General features: G+C 66.7%; 18 protein-coding genes. 9 read left to right on the top strand and 9 right to left on the bottom strand.

The window, feature by feature from the left end; translation table 11 throughout:
• Positions 1 to 15: 15 nt before the first annotated feature.
• From ureB to B1790_RS16775, 4 genes are read left to right on the top strand one after another with little or no spacing between them, the layout of a single operon-like run.
• Positions 16 to 687, top strand: coding sequence for an urease subunit beta (gene ureB / locus B1790_RS16790; protein ID WP_079924397.1), 672 nt, complete (start codon positions 16 to 18; stop codon positions 685 to 687).
• Positions 684 to 2,390: an urease subunit alpha gene (gene ureC, locus B1790_RS16785; RefSeq protein WP_079924434.1), complete on the top strand. Its 1,707-nt coding sequence runs from the start codon at positions 684 to 686 to the stop codon at positions 2,388 to 2,390. Before ureB ends, ureC begins: the two co-directional genes overlap by 4 nt.
• Positions 2,387 to 2,992 (top strand): urease accessory protein UreG, encoded by a 606-nt coding sequence (gene ureG / locus B1790_RS16780; RefSeq protein WP_079924396.1) that lies wholly within the window; start codon positions 2,387 to 2,389, stop codon positions 2,990 to 2,992. Before ureC ends, ureG begins: the two co-directional genes overlap by 4 nt.
• Positions 2,989 to 3,738, top strand: a complete 750-nt coding sequence (locus B1790_RS16775) for an urease accessory protein UreD (RefSeq protein ID WP_079924395.1) — start codon at positions 2,989 to 2,991, stop codon at positions 3,736 to 3,738. Before ureG ends, B1790_RS16775 begins: the two co-directional genes overlap by 4 nt.
• Here B1790_RS16775 and B1790_RS16770 read toward each other — a convergent pair.
• From B1790_RS16770 to B1790_RS16745, 6 genes are all read right to left on the bottom strand, one after another.
• Positions 3,721 to 4,170 carry a hypothetical protein gene (locus B1790_RS16770; RefSeq protein WP_079924394.1) on the bottom strand — a complete coding sequence of 150 codons (450 nt, stop codon included), beginning with the start codon at positions 4,168 to 4,170 and terminating at the stop codon, positions 3,721 to 3,723. The genes B1790_RS16775 and B1790_RS16770 overlap by 18 nt on opposite strands.
• A 50-nt stretch (positions 4,171 to 4,220) precedes the next feature.
• The gene (locus tag B1790_RS16765) at positions 4,221 to 5,375 is read right to left on the bottom strand and encodes a Rieske 2Fe-2S domain-containing protein (protein ID WP_079924393.1); all 1,155 of its coding nucleotides are present in this window, start codon (positions 5,373 to 5,375) and stop codon (positions 4,221 to 4,223) included.
• An 83-nt stretch (positions 5,376 to 5,458) separates the two neighbouring features.
• Complete coding sequence (locus B1790_RS16760; protein WP_142271343.1) at positions 5,459 to 6,106, bottom strand: hypothetical protein; 648 nt, start codon at positions 6,104 to 6,106, stop codon at positions 5,459 to 5,461.
• A 66-nt stretch (positions 6,107 to 6,172) separates the two neighbouring features.
• Positions 6,173 to 7,342 (bottom strand): thiolase domain-containing protein, encoded by a 1,170-nt coding sequence (locus B1790_RS16755; protein ID WP_079924392.1) that lies wholly within the window; start codon positions 7,340 to 7,342, stop codon positions 6,173 to 6,175.
• Positions 7,343 to 7,376: 34 nt separating this feature from the next.
• A complete protein-coding gene (locus B1790_RS16750) occupies positions 7,377 to 8,432 on the bottom strand; it encodes a thiolase domain-containing protein (protein ID WP_079924391.1) in 1,056 nt (351 codons plus the stop codon).
• A 13-nt stretch (positions 8,433 to 8,445) separates the two neighbouring features.
• The gene (locus tag B1790_RS16745; RefSeq protein WP_079924390.1) at positions 8,446 to 9,447 is read right to left on the bottom strand and encodes a Zn-ribbon domain-containing OB-fold protein; all 1,002 of its coding nucleotides are present in this window, start codon (positions 9,445 to 9,447) and stop codon (positions 8,446 to 8,448) included.
• A 70-nt stretch (positions 9,448 to 9,517) separates the two neighbouring features.
• Between B1790_RS16745 and B1790_RS16740 the strand changes: the two genes are divergently transcribed.
• From B1790_RS16740 to B1790_RS16730, 3 genes are read left to right on the top strand one after another with little or no spacing between them, the layout of a single operon-like run.
• Positions 9,518 to 10,549 carry an LLM class F420-dependent oxidoreductase gene (locus B1790_RS16740; protein WP_079924389.1) on the top strand — a complete coding sequence of 344 codons (1,032 nt, stop codon included), beginning with the start codon at positions 9,518 to 9,520 and terminating at the stop codon, positions 10,547 to 10,549.
• 43 nt (positions 10,550 to 10,592) lie between these two features.
• A complete protein-coding gene (locus B1790_RS16735) occupies positions 10,593 to 11,309 on the top strand; it encodes an acetoacetate decarboxylase family protein (RefSeq protein WP_079924388.1) in 717 nt (238 codons plus the stop codon).
• A gap of 8 nt (positions 11,310 to 11,317) precedes the next feature.
• Positions 11,318 to 12,514, top strand: a complete 1,197-nt coding sequence (locus B1790_RS16730; protein ID WP_198952027.1) for a cytochrome P450 — start codon at positions 11,318 to 11,320, stop codon at positions 12,512 to 12,514.
• A 64-nt stretch (positions 12,515 to 12,578) separates the two neighbouring features.
• Here the strand turns inward: B1790_RS16730 and B1790_RS16725 are convergent, their stop codons facing one another.
• A complete protein-coding gene (locus tag B1790_RS16725; RefSeq protein ID WP_079924432.1) occupies positions 12,579 to 13,421 on the bottom strand; it encodes an endonuclease domain-containing protein in 843 nt (280 codons plus the stop codon).
• Positions 13,422 to 13,522: 101 nt separating this feature from the next.
• Positions 13,523 to 14,323 carry a crotonase/enoyl-CoA hydratase family protein gene (locus B1790_RS16720; RefSeq protein WP_056560530.1) on the bottom strand — a complete coding sequence of 267 codons (801 nt, stop codon included), beginning with the start codon at positions 14,321 to 14,323 and terminating at the stop codon, positions 13,523 to 13,525.
• A 69-nt stretch (positions 14,324 to 14,392) separates the two neighbouring features.
• Between B1790_RS16720 and B1790_RS16715 the strand changes: the two genes are divergently transcribed.
• A complete protein-coding gene (locus B1790_RS16715; RefSeq protein WP_079924386.1) occupies positions 14,393 to 16,045 on the top strand; it encodes an acyl-CoA synthetase in 1,653 nt (550 codons plus the stop codon).
• Positions 16,042 to 17,160, top strand: a complete 1,119-nt coding sequence (locus B1790_RS16710; RefSeq protein WP_079924385.1) for a nitronate monooxygenase family protein — start codon at positions 16,042 to 16,044, stop codon at positions 17,158 to 17,160. Before B1790_RS16715 ends, B1790_RS16710 begins: the two co-directional genes overlap by 4 nt.
• Positions 17,161 to 17,239: 79 nt before the next feature.
• On the opposite strand, the gene B1790_RS16705 is transcribed toward B1790_RS16710, so the two are convergent.
• Positions 17,240 to 17,947: an LpqN/LpqT family lipoprotein gene (locus B1790_RS16705; protein ID WP_079924384.1), complete on the bottom strand. Its 708-nt coding sequence runs from the start codon at positions 17,945 to 17,947 to the stop codon at positions 17,240 to 17,242.
• Positions 17,948 to 18,126: the final 179 nt, after the last annotated feature.

Genomic DNA, 18,126 nt, shown 5'->3' with positions numbered 1-18,126 from the left:
ACCAAAGGAGATTGAATGCACCTGACCCCCACGGAGATCGAACGACTGTCGGTCTTCACCGCAGCCGAGTTGGCCCGCCGCAACCTCCGCGAGGGGATCCGGCTGTCGCACCCGGAGGCCGTGGCGCTGCTGGTTGACGAGGTGATGCTCGCGGCGCGCAAGGACATGACCTACGACGAGGTCGTCGACCACGCGGGATCGGTGCTGCGCAGCGCGCAGTGTGAGCCCGGCGTCCCCGACATGATCGGCATCGTCGCGGTGGACGCACCGTTCTGCGACGGCACGAAACTCGTCACGTTGATCGACCCGATCGCCAGGGGCGAGGGCGACGTCCGGCCCGGCGAAGTGATCGTCGGGGACGCCCCCGTGGACGTCTTCGTCGGCCAGCCGCACGTCACGATCACCGTCGTCAACCGTGGTGACCGAGACGTGCAGGTTCGCAGCCAGACGCATTTCTTCGAGACCAATCCCGCGCTGGAGTTCGACCGCCGCGCCGCTTGGGGATGCAAGCTCGCCGTCGCGTCGGGGGCAGGGGTGCGCTTCGAGCCGGGCATCCCCGTCGAGGTGACGCTGGTGCCCATGGCGGGGGAGCGTGTGGCGCAGGGCTTCTCGGGACTAGTGAACGGATCACTCGACGCGGCCGGGGCACTCGACGCCGCGCTGGCAGCGGGACAGTGGACCCGATGACGGCGATCGACCGGGCGTCCTACGCCCGCATGTTCGGCCCCACCACCGGCGATCGCATCCGGTTGGCCGACTCCGACCTGTTCGTCGAGGTGGAGTACGACCACGCCGTGCCTGGCTACGAGTTGCTGGGCGGCGCAGGCAAGTCGGTGCGCGACGGTGAGGGCTACCGGCCGGGCACGACGCACGCCGAAGGTGCACTGGACTACGTGATCGTCAACGCGGTAATCGTCGATGCGGTGACGGGAATCATCAAGGCCGACATCGGCATTCGTGGCGGACGAATCGTCGGCATCGGGAAGGCAGGCAACCCGGACGTCATGCCGGGCGTGACCCCGGGCATGGTGGTCGGGACGTCGACGACCCCGATCCCCGCAGAGGGGATGATCGTCACCGCGGGTGCCATCGAGACGCACGCGCACTTGATCTCCCCACAGCAGACCGAGCACGCGCTGTCCACCGGTACGACCACGTTGATCGGCGGCTCGCTCGGCCCGTCGTTCGAAGTCGCGACGGGCGGGCCGCGCAACCTGGCGATGTTCCTCAAGGCGGGGGAATACTCGCCGATGAACTACGTCCCGTTCGGTCGCGGTTCGTCGGACTCCGCTGCGGTACTCGAGATGGTCGCGGCGGGAGCGGGTGCCGTGAAGATCCACGAGGACTTCGGGGCCTCACCGGACATCGTCGACAAGACGCTCGTCGCCGCCGACTCCGCCGACTTCGCCGTTCACCTGCATACCGATTCGATCAACGAATTCGGCTTCTCCGAGACGACGATGTCGACGATCGGGGACCGGACGATCCACCTCTACCACGTCGAGGGGGCGGGCGGCGGCCACGCACCGGACCTGATCCGTTGTGTCAGTTACGACAACGTCATCCCCGGCACCACGAATCCGACGAATCCGTACACGCTCGGCGGTCTCGACGAGGGTGTGCCGATGACCATGTTGGCGCATCTGATGAACTGGCAGGCGCCCGAGGACGTGGCGTTCGCCGAGGCCCGCATCCGACCCCAGACGATGGTGGCAGAGGACTTCCTGCACGACATGGGCGCGATCTCCATCTTCGGCAGCGACACCCAGGGCATGGGACGCGTCGCCGAGAACATCGCCAACTGCTGGCAACTCGCTGCGGTGATGAAACAACGGGTCGGACGGCTGCCGGAGGAGACGACGGCGGCCGCCGACAACGAACGGGTGAAGCGCTACATCGCGAAACTCACCGTCAACCCGGCGATCTCGATCGGCGCCGAGGCCCACATCGGATCGGTTCAGGTCGGCAGGGTCGCCGATCTGGTGATCTGGCACCCCGCCTTCTTCGGCGTCAAGCCCAAGGTGGTCCTCAAGAACGGATACATCGCCTGGGCGGCACTCGGCGACGCCGCTGGATCGGTGTCGTCGTCGGAACCGGTAGTGGCGCGGCCCAATTGGGCAGCGCTCGGTGACGCGGCGGCCGATGCGGGTTTCGTGTTCATGTCGTCGCTCGCCGTGGAGGCCGGCGTGCCGGAGTCGCTGGGACTGCGCAAGCGCGTGCTGCCCATCGCGTCGGTGCGTGGGCTACGCAAGTCCGACATGGTCCGCAACGCCGCGCTCCCGAACGTCGAGGTCGACCCGCGCACGTTCGACGTGCGCGCCGACGGAGTGCTGCTGACCGCCGAACCCGCTGTCAGCGTGCCCTTTTCGCGCAAGTATCTGCTGCGATGAGGGCCGCCCGCGTCGGAATCGGCGGCCCGGTCGGGTCGGGGAAGACCGCGCTCGTCGAAGCACTGCTCGGTGAGTTCGCCCGTCGGGGGCGTGTCGTGTCGGTGATCACCAACGACCTCGTCACCGACGAAGACGCCGAGCGGGTGCGACGGTCGGGTCTGATCGACCCGCTTCGGGTGCGGGCCGTGGAGGCGGGCGGCTGTCCGCACACCGTCATCCGCGAGGACCCGTCGCTGAACATGGCCGCAGCCGACGACTTGGAGGCCCGGTTTCCCGACACCGAGGTGATCCTGCTGGAGTCCGGCGGGGACAACCTCGCGTCGACGTTCTCCCGCGACCTGGTGGACTACTGGCTGTTCGTCATCGACGTCGCGGGCGGTGACGACATCCCCCGCAAGCGCGGCCCTGGCGTCGTTCGATGCGATCTGCTGGTCATCAACAAGGTCGACCTCGCGCCGCACGTCGGCGTCGACCTGGAGCTGATGCGCAGGGAGGCCGACGACGTCCGCGAGGGCAGACCGGTCGTCGCGATCAGCGCACGCGGCGGATCGGGCGTCGACGCCGTCGCCGACGTTCTCGACCGCGAGGTGCTGTTCCGGTGACGCCGGCTCTCGACCTGGTGCTCGCCCGGGTCGGTGGCCGGACGGTGTTGACGCGACGCCGCTACCGGTGGCCGCTGCTGGTGGGCCGGGTGTTCGACGACGAACGAGGCGGTGTGCTGACGGTGCAGAACTCCGCGGGCACGTTGATCCCCGGGGACGTCATACGGCAGTCGGTCGAGGTGGTGGACGGCGGTGTCGCGACCGTGCAGGGCCAGGGCGCGACGACTATCAGCGGAACGGCAACGGGTGCAGAGGCTTTCGAAGACACCCGGCTGACGGTGGATGCGACCGGCGAACTTTGGTACGTGCCCGCGCCGCGCATCGTGACACCGCACGCGCGGTACCGCCAGGAGGTGCGGGTGCGCGTGGCGCCGGGTGGGCGGGCCGTCGTCGTCGACGCGGTGGTGCTGCATCCTGAGTGCGGCAACGCCGACTTTGGTTCATACGCGTCGACCGTGGAGGTGCGGGGGCCGGAGCACGATCTGCTCGCCGTCGACGCCCAGTCGCTCGACGCGATGCCGGCGGCAAGACGGGCACCGTCGGCGTTCGGCACCGTCTACCTGATAGGGCTTGGCGACGCGCCCACCTTGGCGCCGTCCGATGCCGGCTACGGCGCGTCGACCGAGTTGCCGAATGCTGCGGGGTGGGCCGTGCGGATCGCGGCACGCGACGGTGGTGCGTTGCGCACGGCACTCGACGAGGTGCTGACGACGGTGCGCAGGAGTCGGCTAACCGTCGCCAGGTGACGGTGCGCTCGACTGCTCCTCGAGGCAGCCCTCGGCGACGGCGTGCCGGATGCTGTCGGAGAGCCGGGGGCACGACTTGCTCCTGCTGCTGTCACCGCCGTTGGCCCGCACCTCGGCGAACGTCGCGCAGCGCTGGGTGGCTTCCGAACTCCATTGCACCGCAGTGTGTCCCGCGCCGAGCTTCTTGACGGCAACGGTGACGTGGCAGAACCGACAGTCGACGGGGGTCAGTCCCGCGGTCAGATAGCGCTCGCGATCCCGCGCGGACGCTTCCTTGACCGCCGCCGCCCGCTCGGGGTCGGAGGCGAAGTCCGGTGCCTTGGACCATGTTCCGGTCGCCTCGCGGGTGGCGGTGGGGTGTTCGTCGTCGTCGTGACCGAGGAGGGCCAGCATTGAACGCGCCAGCCGGTCGACGTCGGCGGGGCCGACCATCGGATCACCGTCGGCGGAGCCGACAATCGAACCAACGTCTGGCGCGTCACTCATGTCGCCGGCTGTTCCTCCGCGCGCTTGCGCAGATTCTCCTCCACCTCGACGTGCCACTTCTCGTTGGCCGCGGTGGTGTCGACCTCGATCTCGAACCGGTCCGTCATGTCAGGGGTCACGTCGGCGACGTCGACGTAGAACTGCTGGTACCAACGGCGCATCTGGTAGACCGCACCGTCCTCCTCGACCAGCAGCGGATTGTCGATCCGAGTCTTGTGCTTCCAGATCTCGACGTCCTGAAGGAAGCCCTTGCTGACGCCCTCGGTGAACGCCTTGGACAGCTTCTCGGTCATCTTCTCGTCCATGCCCTTGGGCTTCTCGACGATGACGCCCCACTGCAGCACGAACGAGTCCTGCGAGACCGGGTAGTGGCAGTTGATCAGGATCGACTCGGCCTTGAACCCGCCGTAGTTGTTGTGCAGCCAATTGATCATGAACGACGGGCCGAAGTAGGACGCCTCGGAGTCGAGGTGCGCCTCCCCGTACGCGGTGCCGAGATCGTTGACGTCGGGCCTGCCAACGTTGTGCAGATACTGCGACGCGACGTGGCCCTCGAAGACGTTCTTGAAGTACGTCGGCAAGCCGAAGTGAATGTAGAAGAAGTGCGCCATGTCGGTGACGTTGTCGATGATCTCGCGGCAGTTGGAGCCCTCGATGAGCATCGAGTTCCAACGCCATTCGGTCCAGTCGTCCCGGCCGTACTCGGGCAGTTCGGGGATGCGGAGCTCCGGCGGCGGTGGGTTGCCCTCGTGGTCGTGCCACACGTAAAGCAGGCCGTTGCGAACGTCGGTCTCCCACGCCCGGGTCCTGGCCAGTCGCGGCGTGCGCTTGGCGTACGGCACCAGCTTGCACTTGCCGTCGCCACCCCAGCGCCAGTCGTGGAATGGGCAGGCGACCTCGTCACCCTTGACGGTGCCCTGCGACAGGTCGCCGCCCATGTGCCTGCAGTAGCCGTCGAGGATCTTGAGGTCACCATGGGAGTCGGCGAAGACCACCAGCTTGGTGCCGAAGATGTCCACGGAATGCGGCTTGCCGTCGTCGAAGTTCACCACCGGGCCGATGCAGTGCCAGCCCCGCGCGTAGCGGTCCGGCAGCGCTCCGGTGTCGATCTCACGAATGTTCGCGGATACCGCGGTTGTCTCGCTGCTCACGGTGGGCCTCCCGTTCCGTTGCTCACTAACTAGAACACGTTACAGTTTTTTCCACCTCGTGCGCAATGCGAGCTCGGCCGTCCTTACTGGTCGGCCTCGAGGCCCACCCGCAGCGCGATCTGCTGCATCTTCGCCACGTTGGTCACGAAATCCTCCGTCGTGGGGTCTCCGACCGCGCTTTGAAACTCCAGTCGGACCAACGCCTTGCCCTCGGAGAAGAAGACCAGCGTGACCGCCTTGTCCTCGTCGGGCGCCGTCCCCGACACCACCACCCCGCCCGTTCCGACGGCCAAGGGCTGTGGAGTTCCGCCCGCGACCAGCGTCGGAAGGGTGCCAGCCGCCTGCTTCAAGGTGGCCGTCGCCGTGGCGGCATCCGGATAGATCAGAAACGTGTCGATGATCGCCCGGCTGTCCTCGCCGTTGACGAAGAACGCGCTGGCCCCGGGGCTGCCGTTCGGGTCCGACTCCCTCGAGCGCTCGACGAAGGTGTCGTCTGCGTCGGTGAGATCGGCGGCGTTGAGCAGCAACCGGCGGTAGTCGACCGTGGCCGACCCGCCAGGCTTCGTCGACGTGGTCGGCGTATATGGGACGGTCGGCAACGTCGGCGCGGTGCTGCTCTGCGCACTGGTGCCACCTACGTCGTCGGGCGGCGTGCAGCCGCTGATTCCGATTACGAGCAGGGTCGACAGGGTGGCAACGAGGGCTTTGGGCGTTGTGTATTTAAGTGTCATCAATTGTTAACAGGGGTTGGGGTTGAAATCCCCTCCAACGTACGCGATGGGTCGCCCTCCGACCTTCTACCGCTTGTCCGCCGACACCACCCACATCGAGTAGTACTGCGAACCGCCGCCGTAGGCGTGCCCCAGCGCCTTGCGGGCACCCTCGACCTGGTGGTCACCCGCCTTGCCCATCACCTGGATCGCCGACTCGGCGAACCGGATCATGCCCGACGCCCCAATGGGGTTGCTCGACAGCACGCCGCCGGACGGGTTGAAGGGGATGCGGCCACCGATCGCCGTCTCGCCGGCTTCGGTGAGCTTCCAGCCCTCGCCCTCCGCCGCGAACCCAAGATTCTCCAGCCACATCGGCTCGAACCAGGAGAACGGGACGTAGACCTCGGCGACGTCGATCTCGTCGATGGGTGAGGTGATGCCCGCATCGCGCCACAACGCCGCGGACGCATCCCTGCCGGCCTGCGGGTTGACCTGGTCACGACCGGAGTAGGCGAGCGGCTCAGTGCGCAACGCGGTGGCGTGGATCCACGCCACGGGATGGCCGTCCCGAACGCGTTGATCCGCGAATTCCTCGTTGCCGATGACCAGTGCGCACGCGCCGTCTGACGACGGGCAGGTCTCGTCGAAACGGATGGGATCCCACAACATCTGGGAGGCCATCACCTTCTCCAACGTGATGTCGGGCTGATGCAGGTGGGCCAACGGGTTCTTCGCCCCGTTGAGCCGATCCTTCACCGCGACCATCGCGCCGATGTGCGTCGGTGCTCCGGACCGGCGGATGTAGGACCGGATGTGCGGCGCGAAGTAGCCACCGGCACCCGCGCCAACGGGCTTCGTGAACGGCACCGGAATGCTCAACGCCCACATGGCATTCGATTCCGACTGCTTCTCCCACGCCATCGTCAACACGCGCTTGTACTTGCCCGATTGCACCAGGCTGGCCGCGACGACCGCGGTCGACCCGCCGACTGAACCGGCGGTGTGCACCCGGATCAGCGGCTTGCCCGTCGCTCCGACGGCGTCGGCCATGAACAACTCGGGCATCATGACGCCCTCGAAGAAGTCGGGCGCCTTGCCGACCACGACGGCGTCGATGTCGTCGAACGTGGAACCGGAGTCCTCAAGCGCCTTGTCGATGGCCTCGCGCACCAGGCCGTTCATCGACACGTCCTTGCGCTTGGCGACGTACTTCGTCTGCCCGGTGCCGAGCACCGCGGCGAGATTTTTGGACATAGCTACCTACATGCCTTTCTCTTCGCGCAAGCGCTCATCGGCCTTCCATGACCGCGACCAGATTCTGTTGCAGCGCAGCCCCGCTCGTCGCGTGGGCGAGCACCCGCTGGGCCGAGCCGTCGAAGATGTGCCTTGCCGCGAAGCCGACGCGCTCCAGGCCGGTCGAGAACATCGGATTGGCGGCGAGCGCTCCGCCAGACGGGTTGACCGTGGTCGAGCCGTTCAGCCCGATCGCCTCGGCGAGGATCAGCTGCTGATGGCTGAAGGGGGCGTAGAGCTCGGCGACGTCGATCGAGCCAACATCACCGCCGGTAGCCGCAGCCGCCGACGACGCAGTCGACGGTGAGACGGTGAGATCGCGGGCGCCCAGAATGGGGGTCTCGATGCGGTGCTCGAAACCGGTTATCCACGCTGGGTTTTCGCGCAGCTCCCTGGCCTTGTCGCCGGAGGCCAACACGATCGCCGACGCGCCGTCGGTGATCGGAGCGATGTCGTGGCGGCGCAACGGATCTGCGAAGTACGGCCGCTCCAACAACTCCTCGACACTCTGGGCCGGCTCGACGGAATCGGTGCGGGACGCGGCGTTCATGGCGTCAAGGGCGACCTGGGCCATCTGCTCGGCGGTCCACTTGCCGGATTCCAGTCCGAGCCGGGCCTGCAGGCCGGCGGTCGAGACGGCGTCCGGCCACAGCGGGGCGACGGTGTACGGATCGGACTGCATCGCCATGGTCCGGCGCAGGATGCCCGCCGACGACTTGCCGAAGCCGTAGACCAGGGCGGTGTCGACCGACCCGGTCAGGATCTTGATGTACGCCTCGTACAGTGCCCACGCGGCGTCCATCTCCACGTGCGACTCGTTGATCGGCGGAACGGCGCCGATCGAGTCGATTGCGGAGATGAACGAGAATGCCCGCCCGGCAAGGTAATCCGATGATCCCGAGCACCAGAACCCGATGTCTGTCTGCTTGATGCCCAGATCGGCGTACAGCTCGGCGAAGCATGGCATGAGCATTTCGACGCCGTTGGTGGTGCCCTCGGTGCGGCGCACATGCGGGGCATGTGCGAATCCGACCACTGCTACTTCAGTCATGCGTGCGCCCGCCTTACTGGTGGTGCTTGTAGGTGTCGTAGTCGGCGTCGGGCTCACCCGACGGCCGGAAGTGGTCGATGTTGTCGATGCCGAGTCCCCACTCCTCGCGGGGCTTCCACACCGCCTCCACCCGCATGCCCATCCGAACGTCGGCCGCCTCGATCTCGGTGACCAGGTGCAGGAACGGGATGTCCGCACCGTCGAGCAGAATGTAGGCGGCGACGTACGGCGGCTTGATCTTCTGCCCGGCGAACGGGATGTTGATGATCGCGAACGTCGTCACCGTTCCCTTGTCGGGCAGCTCGACGAACTCGGTGAGCTGCTGACCGGTGGACGGATCTGCTTCTCGCGCAGGGAAGTACACCTTGCCGCCGACGGTGCTGGCGCCGACCAGTCTGCCCTCCTCGAGGGCGCGCAGGAACGTGCTCTCGGGATGCGATGCGGTGTGCTGGATCTCCATCGACGTCGGGGTGACGATCATCGTCACGGGGTCGCGGTCGACGGGCGCCTCGGGCGCATCCTCGGGGGTGTCTCCGAGCTCGAAGTACGCGATGTCGGTGATCGCTCCGACGGGTTCGTCGGCCCAGTGCACGTGGACCCGCGCCCCGGTGGCGATCGAGTCGGGCGATCCGGCGTCGACCGCGTGGATGAGCGCGGTGTCCGCGCCGTCGAGGGTGATCAACGCCCACGCGAACGGGCGGTCGAGGGGTTGGCCCTCCAGCGGCTCGGGCTGCCACGTCCACGAGGTCACGGTTCCTACGCTGGCCACCGGTACGATCTCCGTCAACGGCGCATAGGTGACGGGGTCGAACTCGGCGGGCGGAACGAGCACCCGACCGTCCGATCCACGGATGCCGACGACGTGTCGGTCGCGGAGTTCGGTGAAGAACCGGCCGAGCACCGATCCGACTGAACGGGTGTAGTCGAATGACAGTTTCAGCGGAGCTGAGAGCGGCGGCTCGCGGTCTTCCGTATGAGGTGAGGGCTGCACCGGGCTGCTTTGGCTGGTGGTCACGGAGTCGAGTAGAACAGGTTCTAACAATCGAGGCAAGAACGGGCAGCGAGGCCCGGGAAGGTTGGCGGCAATGAAACTGGGACTGCAGCTTGGTTACTGGGGGGCGCAGCCGCCAACCAACCACGCGGAACTCGTCGCGGCCGCCGAGGAGGCGAACTTCGACACCGTCTTCACGGCCGAGGCGTGGGGCTCGGACGCCTACACGCCGCTGGCGTGGTGGGGCCGCGAGACCACGCGGATGCGGCTGGGCACGTCGGTGCTCCAGCTGTCGGCGCGTACGCCCACCGCGCTCGCGATGGCCGCGCTGACCCTGGATCACCTCTCCGGTGGACGGCACATCGTCGGCCTCGGCGTCTCCGGGCCGCAGGTCGTGGAGGGCTGGTACGGCGCCAAGTTCCCGAAGCCGTTGGCCCGCACCCGTGAATACGTGGACATCCTGCGCCAGGTGTGGGCCCGCGAGGCGCCCGTGCACAGCGACGGCCCGCACTACCCGTTGCCGCTCACCGGTGAGGGCACGACGGGTCTCGGCAAGAACCTCAAGCCCATCACCCATCCGCTGCGCGCCGACATCCCGGTCATGCTGGGCGCCGAGGGTCCCAAGAACGTGGCGCTGGCCGCCGAGATCTGCGACGGCTGGCTGCCGATCTTCTACTCGCCGCGAATCGCCGGCATGTACAACGAGTGGCTCGACGAGGGGTTCGCCAGGCCAGGGGCTCGCCGGACGCGGGAGACCTTCGAAATCTGTGCGACGGCGCAGGTCGTGGTGACCGACGACCGCGCCGAGGTCATGGAGCTGATGAAGCCGCACCTGGCGCTCTACATGGGCGGAATGGGCGCCGAGGACACCAACTTTCACGCCGACGTCTACCGCCGGATGGGCTACTCCGAGGTGGTCGACGACGTCACGGCGTTGTTCAGAAGCGACCGCAAGGACGAGGCCGCCAAGGTCATTCCCGACGAGCTGGTCGACGACTCCGCGATCGTCGGCAACCTCGACTACGTGCGTGAGCAAATCACGGCGTGGGAGGCGGCAGGCGTCACGATGATGGTGGTCGGCGCCCGCTCGCCCGAGCAGATCAGGGATCTCGCCGCGCTGGTGTAGACACTTCTTGCAAGTTGTCTAGAACACGTTCTAGATTCGTGGTGTGACCGAGCACACCATCGCAGGATCAGTCGTGACCATGCCCGTTCGGATCCGCTCCGCGACTCAGCACATGGCGATGTTCTCGGTGAACGCCGACGCCGCGCAGCGGATGATCGACTACAGCGGAATGCAGGTCTGCCGCTTCCGGCCCCAGCGGGCCGTCGTCGTCCTCATGCTCATGCACTACGTCGACGGCGACCTGGGGGAGTACCTCGAGTACGGCACCAACGTGATGGTGAACCCGCCGGGGTCCAACGCCAGTGGGTTGAAGGCGCTGCAATCCGCTGGCGCGTTCATCCATCATCTGCCGGTCGACGGCGCCTTCACGTGCGAGGCGGGACGGACGATCTGGGGATACCCGAAGGTGTTGGCGGACTTCACGATCCGCGACGGTCATCGGTTCTCGTTCGACGTGACGGTCGACGGTCAGTTCGCCGTCGGCATGGACTTCAGCCCCGGGCTGCCGGTGCCGTCGGCCCTGACGTCCAAGCCCCAGGTGCACCCGACGTACTCCCACATGGACGGCGTCACCCGCGAAACCTCCGGCGAGATGACGCTATCCGGCGTCCGCTACCGACCTGGCGGAGTGCGAGTCCGACTTGGCAAACACCCCTACGCCGACGAACTCGCGTCGCTAGGGTTTCCCAAACGCGCGATGATCTCGAGTTCCGCCGAGAACGTCGAGATGACGTTCGCCGACGCCAAGGAGATTCGATGACCTCCCTGTTGACCACCAAGCCTGACGTCGACTTCACCGACGGCACCTTCTATGCCGACGGCGGCGCCCGTGAGGCCTACCGGTGGATGCGGGCCAACCAACCGGTGTTCCGCGACCGCAACGGGCTGGCCGCCGCGGCCAGCTACCAGTCGGTGCTCGACGCCGAACGCAATCCCGAGCTGTTCTCCAACACCGGAGGCATCCGACCCGAGACGCCGGGCATGCCCTACATGATCGACATGGACGACCCCGCACACGTGTTGCGCCGCAAGCTCGTCAACTCCGGCTTCACCCGAAAGCGCGTGATGGACAAGGTGCCGTCGATCGCCACCCTGTGCGACACCCTCATCGACTCGGTGTGCGAGCGCGGGGAGTGCGACTTCGTCCGCGACATCGCCGCGCCACTGCCGATGGCGGTCATCGGCGACATGCTCGGCGTGCTGCCCGAGGAGCGGTGCATGCTGCTGAAGTGGTCCGACGACTTGGTCACCGGCCTGAGCTCGCACATCGACGAGACCTCGGCCCAAGCCATGATGGAGGCGTTCGCCGGGTACACCGCGTTCACGATGGAGAGCATCGGAAAGCGGCGCGCGGAGCCGACGGAGGACCTGTTCTCGATCCTGGTGAACGCCGAGGTCGAGGGCCAGCGGATGGCCGACGACGAGATCGTCATGGAGACCCTGCTGATCCTCATCGGTGGCGACGAGACCACCCGTCATACCCTCTCCGGCGGCACCGAACAGCTGCTGCGACACCGTGATCAGTGGGACGCGCTGGTCGCGAACACCGACCTGCTGCCCGGCGCGATCGAGGAGATGCTGCGCTGGACCTCGCCGGTGAAGAACATGTGCCGCACGCTCACCGCGGACACCACGTTCCACGGCACGGAGCTGCGCAAGGACGAGAAGATCATGCTGATGTTCGAGGCCGCCAACTTCGACGAGGCAGTGTTCGGCGACCCGGAGAACTTCCGCATAGACCGAAGCCCCAACAGCCACTTGGCCTTTGGTTTCGGCTCGCACTTCTGCCTCGGCAACCAGCTGGCGCGCCTCGAGCTGTCGATGATGACCAAGCGGGTGCTGGAGCGGCTGCCCGATCTGCGGCTTGCCGACGACGCCGTCGTGCCGTTGCGGCCCGCCAACTTCGTCAGCGGACCCGAGGCGATGCCGGTGGTGTTCACGCCGACGGCGCGGGTGCTCGACTAGCGCGAAGCCTCTTGCGCCGAACGTGACGTCAGTGCGGTCTTCAGCCCGTTTCGTCGCAGTGGCGTCACGCTCGGTGATCCTGCCAACGTGACGCAAGGCGATCGAGGATGACGGCCGGTGGATCCATCGACGTCACGCGCAAAACGTTCCAGCCGAGATCGCGAATCTGTTCGTGCTTGCGGATGTCGTAGGCAAATTGCTCGCGGCTCAGGCGATGGTGGGCGCCGTCGTATTCGAGTGCCAGCCGTCGCTCCTCCCAGCCCAAATCCAGGTGCGCGATCGGTATCCCGTACTCGTTGCGGACCGGCACCTGGGTGTCCGGGCGCGGGTACCCGGCGCGAATCACCAACAGGCGCAACCACGTTTCGCGTGGGGACTGCGCACCGGCGTCGACGAGGAGGATTGCGCGGCGCGCCCGGCGGATTCCGCGCCGTCCGCCGTAGCGCTCGGCAATCGACTCGATCTCCGCCACCTTCAGTCGGGTGGCGTTCGACAATGCGTCGACGGCGGCCACGGCTTCGTCGAGTCGATAGCGGCAGGCGTAGTCGACTGCGGTCCGCGCCGGCGTCGTCATCCGCATTCCGTCGACGAGGACCACTTCGTCCTCGGCGACGGCGTCCGACCAGCAGGTGATACCGACCGGCGGACGACGATTGTCGTAGAGAAGCTCGGCGGGCGCGCGTGGGTCGAGCCATTTCGCACCGTGTAGCGCAGCGGCTGAGGCGCCGGCGACCACCGCCTGACGCCTCGACCACAGCCAGGCGGCTCTCGCTCGCATCGCGGCCGTCGGCTCAACCCCGTCTGGCAGGTAGACGTCGTGGTGCAGCGCAGTGAACTTCGCTCGTAGGGCGTGCGATGTCACGGAGCCGGACGTGACGGCCTCGCTACCGATGAAGGGTCCCACCATGAGGTGAGTCTTCATCCGCGGTCCGACACGTCGCCGAGCGTGACGTGGTTGCGGTGGAAGGGGCGGGAAGTCGCGGTGGCGTCACGTTCGACGCATCCTCGCTACTTCATCTGGAAGTTCGGCGCCCGCTTCTCCTTGAATGCCAACGGGCCTTCCTTGGCGTCGTCGGACATGAACACGCCGATGCCGATCTTCGTGTCGACCTTGAACGCGTCGAGCTCGTGCATGCCCTCGGTGTCGTGGATCGACTTGAGGATCGCCTGCACGGCCAGCGGCCCGTTCTTGTTGATCACCTCGGCGATCTCGAGCGCCTTGTCCAGCGCCGACCCGTCGGGAACCACGTAGCCGATCAGCCCATATGACAGCGCCTCGGCGGCGGTGATGTGGCGGCCGGTCAGCAGCAGATCGCACGCGATCGTGTACGGAATCTGGCGCACCAGCCGCACCGCGGAACCGCCCATGGGGTAGAGGCTCCACTTGGCCTCGGAGATGCCGAACTTGGCGCTCTCGCCAGCCACGCGAATGTCGGTTCCCTGCAGGATCTCGGTGCCACCCGCGATCGCGGGGCCTTCGACGGCGGCGATCAACGGCTTGGTCAGCCGGCGCCCCTTCAGCAGCCCGTCGATGCGGGTGGGGTCGTAGCCGCCGCTCTTGAACGAATCGCCGGGCGGGGCCTTCGTCGCGGCCTTGAGGTCCATGCCCGCGCAGAAGTAGCCGCCGGCACCCGTCAAGACGCACGACCGGATCTCGGGATCGGAGTCGACGCGGTCCCACGCCTCGACCATTATCGAGAGCATCTCAGTTGAAAGCGCGTTACGCGCCTCCGGTCGGTTCAGGGTCAGGATCAGCGTGTGTCCGCGCTGCTCAATGAGGGCGTCGGGCTCATTCTTGGGCTCGGTCACGGGGGTCCGCCTTTCAGCGTCAATGCGGGAGACTTGTCACAAAATGTAACAGGTTCTAGTTTAGGTCTCGTGGCCCTGAATATCGCCGATCTAGCCGAGCACGCCATCGATGCCGTGCCAGACCGCGTCGCCCTGATCTCCGGCGACCAACAACTGACCTACGCCGAGTTGGAGGAGAAGGCCAACCGCCTCGCTCACTACCTCCTCGACCAGGGCGTGCAGAAGGACGACAAGGTCGGTCTCTACTGCCGCAACCGCATCGAGATCGTCATCGCGATGCTGGGGATCGTCAAGGCGGGTGCCATCCTGGTGAACGTCAACTTCCGCTACGTCGAGGGGGAGTTGAAGTACCTCTTCGACAACTCGGACATGGTCGCGCTGGTGCACGAACGCCGCTACGCCGACCGCGTGGCCAACGTGCTCCCCGAGGTGCCGAAGGTCAAGAGCATCCTCGTGGTCGAGGACGGCAGCGACGACGACTTCGAGCGCTACGGCGGCGTCGAGTTCTATTCCGCGCTGGAGCAGGGATCACCCGAGCGTGACTTCGGGCCGCGCAGCGAGGACGACATCTACCTGCTCTACACCGGCGGCACCACCGGCTTCCCCAAGGGCGTGATGTGGCGCCACGAAGACATCTACCGAGTCCTGTTCGGCGGCACCGACTTTGCCACCGGCGAGCCCATCGCCGACGAATACGACCTGTCGAAGGCCGCAGCGGCGAATCCGCCGATGATCCGGCTGCCCATCCCGCCGATGATCCACGGCGCGACCCAATCGGCCACGTGGATGTCGCTGTTCTCCGGGCAAACCGTAGTCCTGGCACCGGAATTCAACGCCGACGAGGTCTGGCGAATGATCCACGAGCACAAGGTGAACCTGCTGTTCTTCACCGGCGACGCCATGGCGCGCCCGCTGCTCGACGCGTTGATCGCGCACCAGGACGAGGGCAACACCTACGACCTGTCATCGCTCTTCCTGCTGGCCAGCACCGCGGCACTGTTCTCGACGAGCCTGAAGGAGAAGTTCCTCGAGCTGCTGCCCAACCGGATCATCACCGACTCGATCGGCTCGTCGGAGACCGGGTTCGGCGGGACCAGCATCGTGGCCAAGGGCCAGTCGCACACCGGCGGCCCGCGGGTCACCATCGACAAGAACACCAAGGTGCTCGACGAGGACGGCAACGAGGTCGCGCCGGGCTCTGGCGTGCGCGGCATCATCGCCAAGTGCGGCCACATCCCGGTCGGCTACTTCAAGGACGAGAAGAAGACCGCCGAGACGTTCCGCACGTACCACGGTGTGCGGTACGCGATTCCGGGCGACTACGCCGAGGTCGAGGCCGACGGCAGCGTGACGATGCTGGGCCGCGGCTCGGTGTCGATCAACAGCGGCGGCGAGAAGATCTACCCGGAAGAAGTCGAGGCTGCGCTCAAGGGCCACCCCGACGTCTTCGACGCGCTCGTGGTCGGCGTGCCCGACCCGCGCTTCGGGCAGCACGTCGCGGCCGTCGTCCACCCCCGTGAGGGAACCCGGCCGACGCTCGCGGAGCTCGACGCCTTCGTTCGCACCGAGATCGCCGGATACAAGGTGCCGCGCAGCCTGTGGATCGTCGACGAGGTCAAGCGCTCCCCGGCGGGCAAGCCCGACTACCGCTGGGCCAAGGACACGACCGAGGAACGTCCGGCCGACGACGTTCACGCCAAACACGTAGGAGTGCAAGCATGAAGACCGAACTCTGCGAACGCTTCGGCATCGAGTACCCGATCTTCGTCTTCACCCCGTCGGAGAAGGTCGCCGCGGCGGTCACCCGCGCCGGTGGACTGGGCATGCTGGGCTGCGTCCGGTTCAACCAGGCCGACGAACTCGAGCGGGTCCTGCAGTGGATGGACGAGAACACCGACGGTAAGCCGTACGGCGTGGACATCGTCATGCCCGCCAAGGTGCCCACCGAAGGCACCAGCGTCGACATCAACAAGCTGATCCCGCAGACGCACCGCGAATTCGTCGAGAAGACGCTCGCCGACCTCGGGGTGCCGCCGCTCGCGGACGACGAGGCGAAGTCCGAAGGCGTTCTTGGCTGGCTACATTCGGTTGCCCGGTCGCACGTCGAGGTGGCCCTCAAGCATCCGATCAAGCTCATCGCCAACGCCCTCGGTACTCCGCCGAAGGACGTCATCGACCAGGTGCACGCCGCGGGAGTTCCGGTGGCGGCCTTGGCGGGAAGTGCCAAGCATGCGCTGCGGCATCTCGACATCGGGGTCGACATCGTCATCGCCCAGGGACACGAGGCGGGCGGCCACACCGGCGAGATCGCGTCGATGGTCTTGGTGCCGGAGGTGGTCGACGCCCTTGACGGCAAGGCCGCGGTGTTGGCCGCAGGCGGCATCGGCACCGGCCGGCAGGTGGCGGCGGCGCTGGCGCTCGGTGCCCAGGGTGTGTGGATGGGTTCGGCGTTCCTCACTGCAGCCGAGTACGACCTCGGGGTGCGGGGATCCTCGGGTGTGTCGGTCATTCAGGAGGCCATGCTCGCCGCAACCTCGAGTGACACCGTGCGACGCAAGATCTACACCGGCAAGCCTGCGCGACTGCTGAAGTCGCGGTGGACGGAGGCGTGGGACGCCGATGGCGCGCCGGAGCCGTTGCCGATGCCGCTGCAGAACATCCTCGTCAGCGAAGCGCACCAACGCATGAACGAGGCGAAGGATCCGACGGCGGTCGCCATGCCGGTCGGTCAAATCGTGGGACGGATGAACGAGATTCGTCCCGTCGCCGAGATCATGAGTGAACTGGTCACCGGTTTCGAGGCGGCTTCCCGGCGCTTGGACGACATCCGGGGCTGACGCGGCTGACGTGGCTGAAACGCCGAACGCCGCCACAGTGCTCGATCACTGTGGCGGCGTTCGGGTTTCGCCGGTGGTGTCAGCCGATCGTGGTGTCGCTGTCGATCTTCTCGGTCGCCGACGCCAAGACGTCGCCCGCGGCGTCGGGTCCGTCGACGTTGAGCTGCAACACGTACAGGCCGTCGGCGGCCGGGATCACGACGGTCTTCTGCGCGATGAAGCGCGTCGCACCGTCCCTGGTGTAGGTGCCCCCGAGGACGTAGGCCGGGTAGTCACCCAGGGTGCTGGTCTCGCCCTCGTTGCCCGGCTTGTAGTCCGGCAGGTTGTTGAGCTCGCCCGGTGCCAGGTCGATGATCTTCTGTGGGTCGACGTCACCGTCCAGCTTGGACATCAAGGCGACGATGTTGGGCGGGTCCGCCTCGAATTCCGGTCCGGTGTAGACGATCGCGCCGTAGGCGTACTCGGGTGCTTGCTCCGGCGGGAGGACCTGCCAGCCCTCCGGCACGGGCAGGTTGACCGCGGGAGCGTTGGGATCGCCCATCTTGATCCCGGTCTCCTGGATCTTGTTCTCGGCGATGTAGTCCGCGATCGTCGGGTTGGGACCCGCCGCGGCGTTCGGGGTCTCGGTCACCGTGGGCTTCTTCGAGGTGGTCGTCTCCGTACTGGACGACGACTTGCTCTCGGAACTGCTGGACGTCGCGGTCTTGCTGTCCGAGCCACAGCCGGACAGCACGACGGCAAGGGCGGTGACGGCCGCAGCCACACCAGTGAGCGCCGAAGTTCTCATTCGTTAACTCCTCGTATTCGGAAACGTGGTTCGTGGAGACTGCTGGCAAGCGATGAGGCCGTCCATTCCGGACCGAAGCGTAGCTCAAAACACCCCCTGTGCAGGGTGGGTATAACTACTCAATGTCCCCCATCGGGCTGCCTGCCAGGTTCGAGGCCGTCGTGACATGGCCTGACGAT

The organism is Mycobacterium sp. AT1 (assembly GCF_002043095.1).
Lineage (GTDB): Bacteria > Actinomycetota > Actinomycetes > Mycobacteriales > Mycobacteriaceae > Mycobacterium.
Note: the sequence above shows the minus strand (reverse complement) of the source record. Positions and strands in the feature narration are given on the sequence as shown.

What these genes read in the sequence shown, in the direction of transcription:
- B1790_RS16750 (WP_079924391.1), bottom strand. Translation starts at nt 8,432, where the DNA reads ATGACTGAAGTAGCAGTGGTCGGATTCGCACATGCCCCGCATGTGCGC.
- ureG (WP_079924396.1), top strand. Translation starts at nt 2,387, where the DNA reads ATGAGGGCCGCCCGCGTCGGAATCGGCGGCCCGGTCGGGTCGGGGAAG.
- B1790_RS16755 (WP_079924392.1), bottom strand. Translation starts at nt 7,342, where the DNA reads ATGTCCAAAAATCTCGCCGCGGTGCTCGGCACCGGGCAGACGAAGTAC.
- B1790_RS16770 (WP_079924394.1), bottom strand. Translation starts at nt 4,170, where the DNA reads ATGGTCGGCCCCGCCGACGTCGACCGGCTGGCGCGTTCAATGCTGGCC.
- B1790_RS16725 (WP_079924432.1), bottom strand. Translation starts at nt 13,421, where the DNA reads ATGGTGGGACCCTTCATCGGTAGCGAGGCCGTCACGTCCGGCTCCGTG.
- B1790_RS16740 (WP_079924389.1), top strand. Translation starts at nt 9,518, where the DNA reads ATGAAACTGGGACTGCAGCTTGGTTACTGGGGGGCGCAGCCGCCAACC.
- B1790_RS16760 (WP_142271343.1), bottom strand. Translation starts at nt 6,106, where the DNA reads ATGACACTTAAATACACAACGCCCAAAGCCCTCGTTGCCACCCTGTCG.
- ureB (WP_079924397.1), top strand. Translation starts at nt 16, where the DNA reads ATGCACCTGACCCCCACGGAGATCGAACGACTGTCGGTCTTCACCGCA.
- ureC (WP_079924434.1), top strand. Translation starts at nt 684, where the DNA reads ATGACGGCGATCGACCGGGCGTCCTACGCCCGCATGTTCGGCCCCACC.
- B1790_RS16705 (WP_079924384.1), bottom strand. Translation starts at nt 17,947, where the DNA reads ATGAGAACTTCGGCGCTCACTGGTGTGGCTGCGGCCGTCACCGCCCTT.
- B1790_RS16710 (WP_079924385.1), top strand. Translation starts at nt 16,042, where the DNA reads ATGAAGACCGAACTCTGCGAACGCTTCGGCATCGAGTACCCGATCTTC.